This is a genomic window from Actinoplanes sp. CA-030573 (genome assembly GCF_050951115.1).
Classification (GTDB): domain Bacteria; phylum Actinomycetota; class Actinomycetes; order Mycobacteriales; family Micromonosporaceae; genus Actinoplanes.
Genome location: NZ_CP192038.1, coordinates 3,550,793 through 3,564,057, shown reverse-complemented (window position 1 = coordinate 3,564,057; position 13,265 = coordinate 3,550,793). Strand labels below are relative to the sequence as shown.

The window sequence follows — 13,265 nt, the reverse complement described above, 5'->3', positions numbered from 1 at the left end:
GGTTTTGGCACCAGAGCGGTTCCCGGATGCGCAGTTGCTGCAGATGCTCGACAGCGACCCGCAGGGCTGGGTGCTGGCCCGGTCGGTGCGCGACGACGGCGCCATCGTCGACTTCACGGTGGTCTACATCAACGAGGCCGGCTGCCGGCTGGTGGGCCGGCGGCGTGACGAGCTGGTCGGCCGGCGCTACCGGGAGCTCTGGCCGGAAACGGTCAACGACGGAACGCTGGCGCTGTACCGGTCGGTCGTCGAGACCGGTAACCCGGCGACCCGAACGGTGTACTACGACCGGACCTCCATATCCGGACATTTCGAGTTGCGGGCCGGGCCGTACGGCGACGGCTTCCTCGTCCGCTTCGTGGACCTGCGCCAGGTGACGGTGTCGCCGCAGTCGGCCGGCGGAGCCCGGCTCTACGACATGCTCGACGCCGCGTTCGACGGTTTCACCGTGCTGCGGCCGATCCGGGACGCCGGCGGCGAGATCGTCGATTTCGTCTGCGACTACGTCAACCAGCTCGGCGCCCGGCTGGCGGGGCGCTCGGCCGAGGAGACGATCGGACGACCGCTGAGCGCCATCTCCCCCCAGAGCTTCACCGACGGGCTGTTCGAGCGCTACCGAGCGGTCGCCGACACCGGCCAGCCGTGGCGGGAGGAGCTCGCGTACCCGGCCATCGGCCAGGTTTGGGAGGTGAACATGGGACGCGACAGCGCCGGCTCGGTGGCCATCTCGTTCCGCGAGATCACGGCGCACATCACCCGGGAGAGGGAACTGGTCGACAGCGTCACGCGCGCCGAGACCTCCACCCGACGGGCCCGCGCCCTGGAGAGCGTCACCACCGCCCTGGTCGCCGCGAGCACCAGCGCGCAGGTCTACGACGTCATCGGATCGGTGCTGCAGCGATCGGCGGGCGGCACGGGGCTGGCCCTGTTCCTGTGGCAGGACGACCGTCTGGAGCTGCACTACCACTCCGGCTACGAGCACGAGGTCGTCGCCCGGCTGCGCAACCTGCCGGCCGACCACCCGTACCCCGCCGTCGAGGTCGCCCGCACCGGAATTGCCCGCTATCTCCCCTCGGTGGACGAGTTCCGGCGATGTCAGTCGGCCGCGACGGCGCCGGTCCCACCCGGTGACCGGCAAGCCTGGGCCTTCCTCCCGCTCGCCGTCGCCGGCCACCTGCTCGGCACGCTGGTGGTGGGCTACCGCGATCCGCAGGACTTCACCGAGGACACCCGATCGACCCTGACCGCGCTGGCTGCCATCAGCGCCCAGGCCCTGCAGCGCGCTCTCCTGTTCGAGACCACGCTGTCCATCGCCACCGAGCTGCAACACGCCCTGCTACCCACCCGGCTGCCCACCACCGCCGGCCTGCGCTGCGCGGCCAGGTACCTGCCGTGGACCCGCGGCGCCGAGGTCGGCGGGGACTGGTACGACGTGGTCAGCATCCGCGACGGCGTCGTGGGTGTGGTCGTCGGCGACGTCTCCGGGCACAACACCGCCGCGGCCGCCGCCATGGGGCAGGTTCGGGACGCCCTGCGCGCCTACGCCCTCGAGGGGCACCGCCCCTCGGCGATCATGCGGCTGGCCAACGACCTGGTTCGCAACACGCGGCTGGACACCATCGCCACCTGCTGCTACCTCGAGCTGGACATCGCACGGAACCGGGGCACCGGCGTCCTGGCCGGCCATCCGCCGCCGCTGCTGCGCGTCGGCGACGAGGTCGACATGCTGGCGCTGCCCGCCGACCCGCCGCTCGGCGCCACGCGGCATCCCCGGTATCGCGACACGCCGTTCGCCTATCCGGCGGCGGCGACCCTGCTGCTCTACACCGACGGGCTCGTCGAGGACCGGGGACACCCGATCGATCTCGGTCTCGACGAGTTGTGCGCGGCGCTGCGCACCGCGCCGGCAGCCGACCCCGGCCAGGTGCTCAACCACATCCTGGCCAGCAGCGTCGGTCCGCAACCGCGGCGCGACGACATCGCCATGCTGTGCCTGGTCAGCACCGCGGCGCCGTCATCGACCGAATTACCTCCGATGGAGTGACGTCGCGCCTGGTTCGGGCCGGATGACCGGGGGAACTCACCCGGCGGCCCTCTCGGTGACCTGTTGCGGGCGATCGTGTGTCACATCGGCCATCCGCCCATCCGGGCCCGCGGCACGATGCTGGGCAGCCTCGCGTACGCCCATCCGGCCGCCGAATGGACGACCGCGGCGGTGACCCTCGACGCCCGGCTGGTGCTGGAAGGACCGGCCGGCAGCCGGACGGTATCGGCCGGAGACTTCCTCCGGGGACCGTTCCGGACCGCCCGCCGTCCCGACGAGATCCTCATCGCGGCGCACATCCCGCAGCTACCCGCCGGCACCGGCATCGGGTACGCCGAGGACCGGCGGGTGACCATCTACCCGCAGGCGGCCGCGATGGCCGCGATCACGGCACCCGGCGGAACCGTCACGGCGGCGGCCATCGGCCTGGTGAACGCCGGCCCCTGTCCCGTCCGGGCGCGCGCGGCCGAGCGTGCCTTGATCGGTACGACCCTCGGCGACACCGCTATCACCGCCGCCGCGGAGGCGGCCGCCACGGTCGACGCCACCTTCGCGCCCCGGATCGGCCCGCACCGCGACTCGCCGCGGCGGGCTTTCACCGTCCTCGTGCGCCGAGCCCTCACGCAGGCCCGCGATCAGTTGCGCTGCGTGACCGCCGCGGACTAGTTCGGAAAATCTTGCCGGGCGATGTCGAAACCGGGGTCAGGTCCGCTTCTGCGGGGTGAGCCACCCGATCGGGTGGCCTGACCCGCCGGGCTCCGGCGCGACCGAGGAGTGCACAGCCATGACCACGACACAGAAGATGCAGCTGGCGATCAAGGCCGGCCCGCAGCAGGTTTGGGCCGCCCTGACCGATGGTGACCTCACCCCGGCGTACTACATCGGGTTCCGCGCCGAGTTCGACCTCACCGCCGGCGCCGCGTACCGGTACACCGCCGGCGGTGGTGACGTCATCACCGGCACCGTCCTGGAGGTCGAGCCCGGCCGCCGGCTGAAGACCACCTTCAACGGGTTGTGGGATCCGGCGACCGCTGCCCTGCCCGAGTCCACCGTCACGTTCAGCGTCTTCGAGCCGTTCATGCCGATGCCGGGGGTGACCTTCCTGTCGTGCGTGCACGAGGGCCTGCCGGCCACCGAGGCGGCGGCGCACCTGGAGGTCGGCTGGGTGGCGATCCTGTCCGGGCTCAAGACCATACTGGAGACCGGCGCACCGCTGTCCGCCTACCCGGGCGTCTGACCGAGCCCCCTTGAGGAGTGACAAGTGCAATACATGATCATGGCGTACGAGGATCAGTCCGCCTTCGACTCCCGGGACGACCCGGCACGCGCCGGCGACTACTGGGCATCCTGGAGTGGCTACATCGCCGCCCTCGAACACAGCGGCGTGCTGCAGTCCGCCGGCGGTCTCACCGCGCCGCAGGTGGCCACCTCGGTGCGGCTGCGCGACGGGCAGCGCCTCGTGCAGGACGGACCGTTCGCCGAAACCAAGGAGCAGCTCGGCGGGTACTTCGTCATCGACGTCGCCGACCTCGACGAGGCGCTGCAGTGGGCGGCGCGCTGCCCCTCGGCCGCGTACGCCGGCGTCGAGGTGCGACCGATGCTGCCGCCGCCGACGGCGTGAGCCGGACCTCCGCCGACGAGGCCCACCAGGCGGTCGAGGACACCGTTCGGGTGTCCTACGGCCGCCTGGTGGCCTTTCTCGCCTCCCTCACCGGTGACCTGGCCGCCGCCGAGGACGCCCTCTCCGATGCCTTCGTGGCCGCCCTCCGCACCTGGCCGGACCGCGGGATACCGCAGCGGCCGGACTCCTGGCTGCTCACCGCCGCACGACGCAACCTGATCGACGGCGCCCGCCGCCGCGCCGTCGCCACCCGGCACCTGCCCGAGCTCGCCCGGCTGATCGACCAGCAGACCACCGAGCCCTCGCCACCACCGATCCCCGACAAACGGCTCGAGCTGATGTTCGCCTGCACCCACCCCGCGATCGACCCGGCCATGCGCAGCCCGCTGATGCTGCAGACCGTCCTCGGCCTCGACGCCGGCCGGATCGCCTCGGCGTTCCTGGTCGCCCCGAGCACCATGGGTCAGCGTCTGGTCCGGGTCAAGGCGAAGATCGGCCAGGCCGGCATCCCCTTCCAGGTCCCGGCGCCCGAGGCCCTGCCGGAGCGCCTCACCAGCGTGCTCGACGCCGTCTACGCCGCCTACGGCACCGGCTGGGACACCGCCACCCACGCCGAGGCGCACGCCCGGCACGCCCACGCCGGCCTCATCACCGAAGCGCTGCGCCTGGCGCGGATCCTGGTCGAGCTCGCACCCGGCCAACCCGAGCCGCACGGTCTGCTCGCTCTTCTGCTGCACAGCCATGCCCGGACCGCGGCCCGGCTCGACACCGAAGGCCGGTTCGTGCCCCTGGACCGGCAGGACACCACCCGCTGGGACCCGGCCGCGATCAGCGAGGCGGAACACCATCTCGGCCTGGCGCTCGGCCTGCGACGGGTCGGGCCCTACCAGCTGCACGCCGCCATCCAATCGGTGCACAACCGCCGTGCCCTGACCGGCACCACCGACTGGGCAGCGATCACCGCGCTCTACGACGGCCTGGTGACCTTCACCCCCACCATCGGCGCGTACGTCGCCCGGGCGACCGCCATCACCCACACCCACGGGCCCACCGCCGGCCTGCAGCAACTCGACGCCCTGCCGGCCGGCCGCGTCGCGGGCTACCAGCCGTACTGGGTGGCCCGCGCCCACGCCCTCCGCCTCCTCGGCGACGCGACCGCCGCCGAGCACGCCACCACCATCGCCGTCGGACTCACCGACGACCCCGCCATCCGGCAGTTCCTCGCGCACGGCGGATAGGGATCGAGCCCGGCCCGGTCGCGCGGGTTACTTGGAAGCGACGATCACATAGGTCTGACCCGGCGGATGTCTGCGGAGCGAAGCCTCACAGATCCCGCACTCCATGTACTCCGCCAGATGCTCGCTCTGGTTGTCCAGTCGTGGATGGCCGGTCTGGTGCCGGTCGGCCCGCAGCGCGCACAAATTCCACTCCGCTTCCTCTCCGCCGAGGTAGAGCGGATGCCGGTGGTGAGCGTCGTACGGAGCGTTCGGCTCGGCGTCGTCCGGGTCGCACGGCCTCGGCGGTGGCACCCCACGGTCACGTGCCTCGCGGATCGCCCGTGCCAGGCGGGTCTGCTGCTCGGCCCGGCTGATCCCCTCGGCCTCGAGTTGATCGGACGGCGTGCGGACGAGCAGCCCGCCGCGCATCGGCTCGGGGTAGGGCAGCTCGGCCGGCCATGAGATCGGCAGCGGGTGCTCGCACGGATCGGGCCGGCACTTCCGCTTCTTCTCCTCGGATTCCTCCGACGTGGTGGGGGTGGGAGTCGTATCGCCGGAAAGCGTCACGGCCGCGGTGGCCGCCACGGCGGTGGTGGCGAACGACGAGGTGGCGGCGGGTGCGGTCGTCTCCAGCACGGTCGGCACGGTCGACTCGAGCACCGCCGGGACGGTCGACTCCACCAACGCCGGCGCCGAGGCCTCCAGCAGCAGCGGTGTGGTCTCGGCAGCGGTGACGATGACGCCGTCGGCCACCACGACTTCGGCGCCGAGCTCGCTCGCCAGAATGATCTCCGGTGTGGCCTCGGCGAGGGTGAGTCCGGCGGCCACCACGACCGGCAGCAGTTGAACCCGCGCGCCGGCGCCCTGGTGCCGCACGTCGCGAGCGCCGGTGGTGGTCGCGGCGCGGTCGGCCTCCCGCTCCAGCGCCTGCCGATCCGCCTCCGGCCCGACCGGACCGTGCGACTGCTGGATGGTGTGCGCGAGCTCGTGTGCCAGCACCCGCCGGCCCTCGGCCGACGACGGCCGGTATTCGCCGGCCGCGAAGGCGATGTCGGAGCCCACCGTGAACGCCCGCGCTCCCAACGCCCGGGTCAGCCGCCGGGCGCGGTCGTCGTCGTGCACGCGTACCGAGCTGAAATCAGCTCCGAACGAGGACTCCATCGCGGCTCGGGTTTCGTCGGCCAACGGCTCTCCGGTGCTGAGCTGGGCGCGAACCGTTCCCGGGTCGTGCGGGATCGCGGGTTGCGGGCCCAGCGACTGCACCCGGGGGCCGGAACGGGCCAGGGTGGCGCGGGCGACGCCGCGAGCGACGACCCCGGCCTGGCGGGCGGTCGCGGCGATCAGGGCGACGGCGTCGGCGGAGGCCGGTGCATGAGTGAAGCGCTGGATCAGACGCAATACCGACGACGCGGGACGGGCCCGGTAGTACCGCAGTGTTCGCAGGATGGTGGGGCAGTCCGCGGCGGTCCGGCCGTACGGCGCGAACTCGGCGTCCACGGCCCGGACCACCGCGCCGTAGAGCTGCTGGAGGAACTCGGCCTTACGCATCTGCCCGGCGGTCGGGGCCTGGCGCTCATCGACCACCGCGGCCACCCTCCTCGGCCTCGGTCCAGCGGCTCGGGCGGGACTCAGGCGCACCAGACCGGGCGATCCGGCGAGCCCGGGGTGAGCGGCGCCCACTGCCCGGCGCCGAAGACGATGTGCCGCCCGACCGTGTAGGCCCGGGCGCCGAGAGCGTCCGGCGACCGGGCCGGGGCGGGACCAACGTGCACGCGTACCTGGCTGAGGTCGCGCCGCAGTCGCGGCTCGAACTCGGCCCGCAGAGCCGGGCTCAGTGGCTGCCCCGGACCGTCGAGCGCGGGCGCGACGGTGTCGTCGAGGACGGCGGTATGCGACTCGGCACCGGTCGCGTGCCGGCGCACGACTCCCTCATCCTCGTCGGCGTGGCAGGGACACGGTTCGGGTGCACCGAGGCATCGCCGGACCACCGTGTCTCCCTGCGTCGGCCTCCCGGTCTGAACCATCATCGTCGCGTTCATCCTGGGCCTCCGGCTTCATGGTTCAGCACACCGCCCACGATGCCCATAGGCCGAGCGGACGCGTTTCAGCGCCGCGTCAGCGCTGCTTCAGCCCGCTGAGCAGGCTGGCGTCCGGGCGCTCCGCCACCGTGATGGGTCGCGGCCTCGGACGCACAGGAGGGACACGCATGAACAAAACGATGCGCGCATCCGCCGGACGGATTTTGGGCCGGTGGCGTGGAAGACTGATGGTCGCGGCGGCGATGATGACCGCCTTGCCGGTGGCACTGGCCGCGAGTCCGGCCCATGCCGATGAGCCTCCGGATCCGCCTCCGCCGCCGTCGTTCTCGGTGGCGTTCCAGGGGGCCAATCGGGATCTGTGGACGCTCGACACCGCCGGGACACCGCACGACCGCGGCCTCGGCATGGCGGCACGCACGAGCCCGTCCGCCACCTTCACGTGCGCCGGGGGCTGCCGGACCACCATCGCGTTCCAGGCCAACACCGGCGTGCTGTGGCTGCTCGACCTTCAGACCGGGCTGGCGACCAACACCGGGATAAGGATGGCCGCGGGAACGAGCCCGAGCGCTTCGTCCACGCTGGCCGGTGCGGTCAAGATCGCGTACCGGGGAACCAACGGGCATCTTTGGACGTACGTGGTGGGAAGCGCGCCGGTCGACAGCAACCGGCCGATGCTCAACAGCCCGAGCATGAGCCGGCCGTTGAACTTCTCCCGCGAGGCGGCCATCGCCTACCAGTCGCCGAGCGGAAACCTGATGTGCGTGGTGGACAGCGCGGGGGACAACTCGTGTCCCGGTGTGGCCATGGACCCGGCCACCAGCCCGAGCATCACCGTCATCGGGTCGACCGGGCTGCTGGACGGGGTCGCGGTCGCCTATCAGTCGGCCGACCACGTGCTCTACACGTACAACTCGGTCAAGCGCACCAACCCCCGCATCGACCTGAACCTGACGCCCGGAGCCGGACCGGGCGCCGGCGCCGACGGGCTGATCGGGCCGGACGGATCGGGCGAGATCCAGGTCTCCTTCCGGGCCGTCACCAGCGCGCTGTGGCGGGTCACGCCGGACATCTCGTTCCAGGAGAGCTGGACGGTCGGCGTGGCGGCCGGCACGACGCCGTCGGTCCAGCCGTGGGTCCTCGCCTTCCAGGGAAGTGACGGGCATCTGTGGACCGAGGCGAGCTTCGCCGCTCCCGTGCCGAGCAGCGCCCTCATGGCGGCCGGAACCAGTCCGGCTCTCTACTGAGCACGCCGAGCCCCGGCCCGCCTTCGGGCCGGCCGGGGCCCGCAAAGTTGCGTCGATTTTGCGCCGGGCTCCTGCTGGTCCCCGGCGCAGCGGCGTACGCGGCGCCCTCCAGCCAGGACGCGGCCGCCAGTGGCGCCGGCTTCGACACCCTGTTCATCAGCACCCAGATGGACGCGCACATGGCCGCCATGGCCGCCGGCCAGAAGGAGCTCTCCGACGGTAGCGACGCGCAGGTCAAGAAGGCCGCGCAGAGCGCCGCACCGGTGACCGCCGCGCACCACGACGCGCTCAACGCCGCCGCCCGCGCTCTCGGGGTGCGGCCCGCATCGGCACCGGCACCGGCGGCGAAGCCGCGCACCGGATGCTCACCGGTCCGGTCGCCGGCCTGCTGGGCGTCGGTGTCCTGCTGATGAGCGGCGGCGCCGTCCTGCTGCTGCGACGTCGCCGGACCGTCCCGGCATGATCCGCTCCGGTAGCCGACGCGTCGCGGGCTGGGCGGCGCTGACCGCCGGCCTCGGCGCGTCGGTCGCCGGCGCCCTGCTGGCGATCCACTCGGCGCGACCGCCGGCCGGGATCGGTTCCGTGCCGGCCGCGGCCGCACCGGCTTCACCGGGTGGGGCCGGACCGGCTTCTTCCCCACCGGGCGGGCCCGGACCGGCTGGGCCCGGACCGGCTGGGGCCGCACCGGCTGCGGCCGCACCGGCCCCCGCCGCGGCCCGGATCACCGGCACGACGACGCGGGAGCCGCGATCCGACGACTGGGCGCCGCCCATCCGCATCGTCATCCCCGCTCTGCACGTCAACGCCCCGGTCCAACCGGTCTCGGCGCAATCCGGCGCACTGAGCATCCCGGAGGACCCGGCCGACCTCGGTTGGTGGCTCGGGTCGGCCACGCCGGGCTCGGCGCGGGGAACGGTCCTCGTCGCGAGTCACGTCGACACCGCCACCGATGGACCCGGCGCCCTCTTCCGCCTCGAGCAACTTCCCATGGGCTCGACCATCGCCGTACGGGCCGGCGACCACACGGTCACTTATCGCGCGGTGGCCCGGCGAAGCTACGACAAACGGCATCTGCCGGCGGCACTGTTCCGCCTCGACACCGCCCCCCAATTGGCCCTGGTCACCTGCGGCGGAACGTTCGACCGCGGCACCTACAGCCACAACGTCGTCGTCTAGGCCACCCCGGTCACCTAGGCCTGCAGCTTGATCTGGCCGCTGGGCTCGGCGATCCGGTTCGCCTTGGTCGCCGCCGGCCTGCTCTCGGTTGTGCTCTTCCCGCTGCCGGCCATTCCCGCGCTCCTGGGCCGCCGATCCCGCCGTCAGCGCGAAGCGGAATCGGGCGGCTCGGTGAAGGCGGCCAGCGGCTGTCCCACCTCGACCAGGTAGGTCGACAGCATCTCGCCGACGCCCGGTCCCAGGTCGCGGGCGTTGTGCGGCACCCGGGGCGGGATGAGGAAGCCGTCTCCGGCCTGCAGCAGGAGCGTCGGACGGCCGGCGATGCGCATCTCGACCGTGCCGGCCACGATGTACCCGACCTCCTCACCGGGATGGATGTGCCAACCGGACTCCACACCCGGCGGGATCTCGGTGCGGACCTGCACGATCTCCCGGCCGGCGACGGACAGCGGGGCTCTCTGGATCTCCGTACGCTTGAGCGAGCCGGCCAGCGCGTCGTGCGCCGCCCCGCTCGACGGGTCGGCGGTCACCGTCCCCGGCTCCCGCCGACCTCGGCCAGGGCCGCCAGGATCGCGTCGGTGACCTCCCGGGGTTTCGAGATCATCACGACGTGCGAGCCCTCGATCTCGGTGATCGTCGCTCCGGCGCGCTCGGCCATCGACCGTACGACGTCACTGCCGGCCGCCTTGTCCCCGGTGGCGACGACGGCCCACGACGGCAGCTTCTTCCAGGCCGGCGCGCCCGACCGCTCGTCGAACGCACTGGCCGCGATCGCCCGTTGCGACGCGCCGAGCACGCCCGACTGCCGCTCGGGCAAATCCGCGGCGAACGCCTGATGGAACTGGGCCGGATCGACGTACAGCTCGACCGCGGTCTCCGACCCGCCGGCCGGGAACTCGGCCGGTTTGAGCGCCGAGGACAACACGCTGTCGCGCGAGGTGCCCTCGATCTCGCCGAGGGTCTCGTTCTCGTCCGGCGCGAAGGCGGCAACGTAGACCAGTCCCACCACGTTGCCGGCCGGCAGCGCCGCGTTGGTGATCACCGCTCCGCCGTACGAGTGGCCGACGGCCAGGACCGGGCCGGGAATCTGCCGGATCGCGCTGGCCACGTACGCGGCGTCGGCGGCGATCCCGCGCAGCGGATTGGACACCGCCTGCACCGGCACACCGGCCGCCAGCAGCAGCTCGGTGACGCCGTTCCAGCTTCCGGAGTCGGCGAAGGCGCCGTGCACCAGCGCCACCGTGGTCGTCGAGGAGGATGCCGAGGTCATGGAGGCTCCTTGGGTGAGCAGTCGATCTGATCCCCGCCACGGGCGCCGATCCGCGCTGACCCATCAGCCGCCACAATGTACGTCGCGACCGGCGATCACGGACCCACGTCGGCACCAGCCGCGAATTCGCGCCGCGGGGTCATCGCAGGGTGGCCGGTGGCTCGCCGGGCAGGTCGGCCTCGATGCGTTCCTTGCGGACCTGGCCGGAGACGACGTGCTCGTCGGTGTGGACGATCTTGGTCAGCCGGACGCGCTGCACGGGAACGATCTCGGTGGTGACCACCGGACGCTCCTCGTGCAGGGTGACGTCGAAGATGACACCGCCGTCGGGACCACCGAAGACCTCGTCCGGGCCGAAGACGTCGGGGTCGGCCACCGACTGCCGGCCGGACTCGGGGATGGCCTCCTGCTCCAGGCGCAGCTCCTCCCGGCGGACCCGGACGGTGATCTGGACGTCCTCGGTGACCACGTACTTGCGCAGCCGTGCCCGTCCGGTTTCGTAGACCTCGGTGGACGGGACGAGGCGTTCCTCGGATCGGGTCATCGCGTCGCCGGTGTTCGGCGGCCCGGCGGCCGGCGCTTCGCTGCCGGCGGCGGGTCGCGCTCCCCGCTGGTCGCTCGTGGTCTGCGGTTCGGTGCTGCTCATCATGCCTCCGTCAACGTCGGACCTCGCCACCACGCCGGCGGTCGGTGCCGCAGGCGTGGTGGCGAGGTGCGTACCGCGGTGCCGGGCGCCCGGCGCCGGCCCGGTGACGGCCGGCGCCGGGCCGGACCCGGTCGATCGGGTCAGCGACGGTCGCTGCCTTCGGGGCCGTCGAACTCGATCTGCTCCTTGCGGACCTCGCCGGAGACGGTCTCCTGGTCGCGCACGGTTTCCTTTCCGAGGCGGACCCGCTCGACCGGCACCGCCTCGGTGTCGACGACCGGGCGCTCGGCGCGCAGGGTGACCTCGTGCTCGGCCTCGGAGATCTCGGGGCCGTCGTAGGCGTCACCGGCGTTCGCGTCCGTGATCGGCTCACGCTGCAGCCGAACCTCCTCGCGCTCGACCGGCACCGTGACCTGCTGCTCCTCGGTGACCACGTACTTGCGCAGCCGGGCCTTGCCGGCCTCCTCGGTACGGGTGTCGGTGACCAGCCGCTCCTCCGAACGCGTCATGGCGTCCCCGCCGCCCGCGTAGCCGGACTCGTCGCCGGTAGCCGCGCGCCGGTCCTGGTAGCCCGTGCCACCGTCGGAGGCGGAGTAGCCGTCGCGGTCCGCGCCGAGGCCGTAGAAGGTGTAGAGGTCGCTTTCCTCGGACTGGCTCAGCGGCCCGTCCGAGTCGATCCGCGGAGCGTCCTTGACCTGGTTCTTGCCGTAGGCGACGGTGACCCGGTCGTCGGCGATCCGGGCGTCGCGCAGCGGTACGAAGGTCTCCTTGGTTCCGAACAGGCCGGTCTTCACGGTCACCCACTCAGGGTCGCCGCTCGTGGCGTCGAGGTAGACCTCACCGACCGAGCCGATCTTGTCTCCGCTGGGGTCGTACACGTCGGTGCCGTCGAGCCGGGCGATGTCGTTCTGAGTAATCACGACAGTTCCTTTCCGGGAGGGGAGTCACGATCGGAGAAGCGATTCCAGCCCGCGCATGCTCCATTCGCGCGGCTGTCCGAATTGGTTGTTCCGATCGCTTGACGACTCATGCTTGCCCGGCCGTTTATGACATAAACCAGATTCACCGGTCGTCGGTCAGACGCGGCGGCCGGCGACGCCGCGGCAACAGCAGCGCCACCCGATCGAGCAGCGCCTCGAGCGCCTCCTCGAAATCCTGGGCGGCGACGTCGACCGACAGATGGGGCTCCAGGCGTTGCAGGATCGGATACTTACTCAGGTCCTCGATCGGGGACACATCGGGCTCCTCGACGGGACCGGTCTCCACCCCGTGCGACGAGACCTCCAGCAACAGGTACCCGAGCAGGAAGCTGCTGAACGCCCGATAGACCGCGGCGGCGTCCTCGTCGGAGAAGCCGGCCTGGGTCATCACCTCGAGCAGCGACTCGATCCAGCGCAGACTGCGCAGCGGCGGCCGCACCCACGGCGCGGCCGGCGGCCTGGTGGCCACCAGCGGGAACACCTCCGGGTGAGCCAGCGCGATGCGGCGCAGACCGTGAGCCAGCCGTTGCAGGTAGTCGACCCAGCCGGCATGCGCCTCCAGGTGCACGTCGGGATCGCCGAACAGCTCGTCCACAACGGTCTCGACGACGCCGTCCAGCAGTGCCTCCCGGCCGGGCACGTACCGGTAGAGGGCCATCGCCTCGACACCGAGGTAGGCGCCGAGGCGTTGCATGGTCAGCATCCGCAGGCCGTTCTCGTCGATGAACCGCACCGCCGCGCCGATGATGCGACGCTGATCCAGACCGGCACGCCCGGAGCCGGGGCCGCCGGCCGGGACGGCCGCGGCCGCGTCCCCGCGCGCCTGCGGAGTGTCCGGGTCCTTAGCCATCACGCCTCCCCCGCGTTGCTGTGCGCCACCGCAGATCGCGCAAGCGTCCCATAGATGACGGTTCGGCAGGGACCAGGATCCGGGCGACGGCACCGCGGATAGACCGCTCACGATCTCCTGAACAGAATTCTTTTGGGTTTAACGCATAAACGCCGATGCCGACCTGGCACGTTTGTCG

At 72.1% G+C, this 13,265-nt stretch carries 15 protein-coding genes; 8 read left to right on the top strand and 7 right to left on the bottom strand.

Annotated elements, in window-relative coordinates; genetic code table 11:
• The first annotated feature begins 4 nt into the window (after positions 1-4).
• The 5 genes from ACQP2F_RS16595 to ACQP2F_RS16575 all read left to right on the top strand — a co-directional run bounded on the left by ACQP2F_RS16595 (position 5) and on the right by ACQP2F_RS16575 (position 4,903).
• Positions 5-2,044 (top strand): SpoIIE family protein phosphatase, encoded by a 2,040-nt coding sequence (locus ACQP2F_RS16595; RefSeq protein WP_433304899.1) that lies wholly within the window; start codon positions 5-7, stop codon positions 2,042-2,044.
• 63 nt (positions 2,045-2,107) lie between these two features.
• Positions 2,108-2,710, top strand: a complete 603-nt coding sequence (locus ACQP2F_RS16590; protein WP_433304897.1) for an FAD binding domain-containing protein — start codon at positions 2,108-2,110, stop codon at positions 2,708-2,710.
• A 118-nt stretch (positions 2,711-2,828) separates the two neighbouring features.
• Complete coding sequence (locus ACQP2F_RS16585) at positions 2,829-3,281, top strand: SRPBCC domain-containing protein (RefSeq protein ID WP_433304895.1); 453 nt, start codon at positions 2,829-2,831, stop codon at positions 3,279-3,281.
• 33 nt (positions 3,282-3,314) lie between these two features.
• Positions 3,315-3,665: a YciI family protein gene (locus tag ACQP2F_RS16580; protein WP_433307535.1), complete on the top strand. Its 351-nt coding sequence runs from the start codon at positions 3,315-3,317 to the stop codon at positions 3,663-3,665.
• Positions 3,662-4,903: an RNA polymerase sigma factor gene (locus tag ACQP2F_RS16575; RefSeq protein ID WP_433304893.1), complete on the top strand. Its 1,242-nt coding sequence runs from the start codon at positions 3,662-3,664 to the stop codon at positions 4,901-4,903. The genes ACQP2F_RS16580 and ACQP2F_RS16575 overlap by 4 nt, the downstream gene beginning before the upstream one ends.
• Before the next feature lie 27 nt (positions 4,904-4,930).
• On the opposite strand, the gene ACQP2F_RS16570 is transcribed toward ACQP2F_RS16575, so the two are convergent.
• Entirely contained in the window at positions 4,931-6,466 is a 1,536-nt protein-coding gene (locus ACQP2F_RS16570; protein WP_433304891.1) for an eCIS core domain-containing protein, read from the bottom strand.
• A 44-nt stretch (positions 6,467-6,510) separates the two neighbouring features.
• Entirely contained in the window at positions 6,511-6,804 is a 294-nt protein-coding gene (locus ACQP2F_RS16565) for an eCIS core domain-containing protein (RefSeq protein WP_433304889.1), read from the bottom strand.
• 362 nt (positions 6,805-7,166) lie between these two features.
• On the opposite strand from ACQP2F_RS16565, the gene ACQP2F_RS16560 reads away from it, so the two are divergent.
• From ACQP2F_RS16560 to ACQP2F_RS16550, 3 genes are read left to right on the top strand one after another with little or no spacing between them, the layout of a single operon-like run.
• On the top strand, positions 7,167-8,165 hold the full coding sequence (locus tag ACQP2F_RS16560) for a hypothetical protein (RefSeq protein ID WP_433304887.1): 999 nt from the start codon (positions 7,167-7,169) through the stop codon (positions 8,163-8,165).
• A gap of 47 nt (positions 8,166-8,212) precedes the next feature.
• Complete coding sequence (locus tag ACQP2F_RS16555; protein WP_433304886.1) at positions 8,213-8,575, top strand: DUF4142 domain-containing protein; 363 nt, start codon at positions 8,213-8,215, stop codon at positions 8,573-8,575.
• 49 nt (positions 8,576-8,624) lie between these two features.
• Positions 8,625-9,341 carry a class F sortase gene (locus tag ACQP2F_RS16550; RefSeq protein ID WP_433304884.1) on the top strand — a complete coding sequence of 239 codons (717 nt, stop codon included), beginning with the start codon at positions 8,625-8,627 and terminating at the stop codon, positions 9,339-9,341.
• A gap of 143 nt (positions 9,342-9,484) precedes the next feature.
• Here ACQP2F_RS16550 and ACQP2F_RS16545 read toward each other — a convergent pair whose 3' ends face one another.
• The 5 genes from ACQP2F_RS16545 to ACQP2F_RS16525 all read right to left on the bottom strand — a co-directional run bounded on the left by ACQP2F_RS16545 (position 9,485) and on the right by ACQP2F_RS16525 (position 13,087).
• Complete coding sequence (locus tag ACQP2F_RS16545; RefSeq protein ID WP_433304882.1) at positions 9,485-9,871, bottom strand: cupin domain-containing protein; 387 nt, start codon at positions 9,869-9,871, stop codon at positions 9,485-9,487.
• On the bottom strand, positions 9,868-10,611 hold the full coding sequence (locus tag ACQP2F_RS16540) for an alpha/beta hydrolase (protein ID WP_433304880.1): 744 nt from the start codon (positions 10,609-10,611) through the stop codon (positions 9,868-9,870). Before ACQP2F_RS16540 ends, ACQP2F_RS16545 begins: the two co-directional genes overlap by 4 nt.
• 139 nt (positions 10,612-10,750) lie before the next feature.
• Entirely contained in the window at positions 10,751-11,257 is a 507-nt protein-coding gene (locus ACQP2F_RS16535) for a YsnF/AvaK domain-containing protein (RefSeq protein ID WP_433304878.1), read from the bottom strand.
• A gap of 140 nt (positions 11,258-11,397) precedes the next feature.
• The gene (locus ACQP2F_RS16530; RefSeq protein ID WP_433304876.1) at positions 11,398-12,177 is read right to left on the bottom strand and encodes a PRC and DUF2382 domain-containing protein; all 780 of its coding nucleotides are present in this window, start codon (positions 12,175-12,177) and stop codon (positions 11,398-11,400) included.
• A 142-nt stretch (positions 12,178-12,319) separates the two neighbouring features.
• Positions 12,320-13,087 carry a TetR/AcrR family transcriptional regulator gene (locus ACQP2F_RS16525; RefSeq protein WP_433304874.1) on the bottom strand — a complete coding sequence of 256 codons (768 nt, stop codon included), beginning with the start codon at positions 13,085-13,087 and terminating at the stop codon, positions 12,320-12,322.
• Positions 13,088-13,265: the final 178 nt, after the last annotated feature.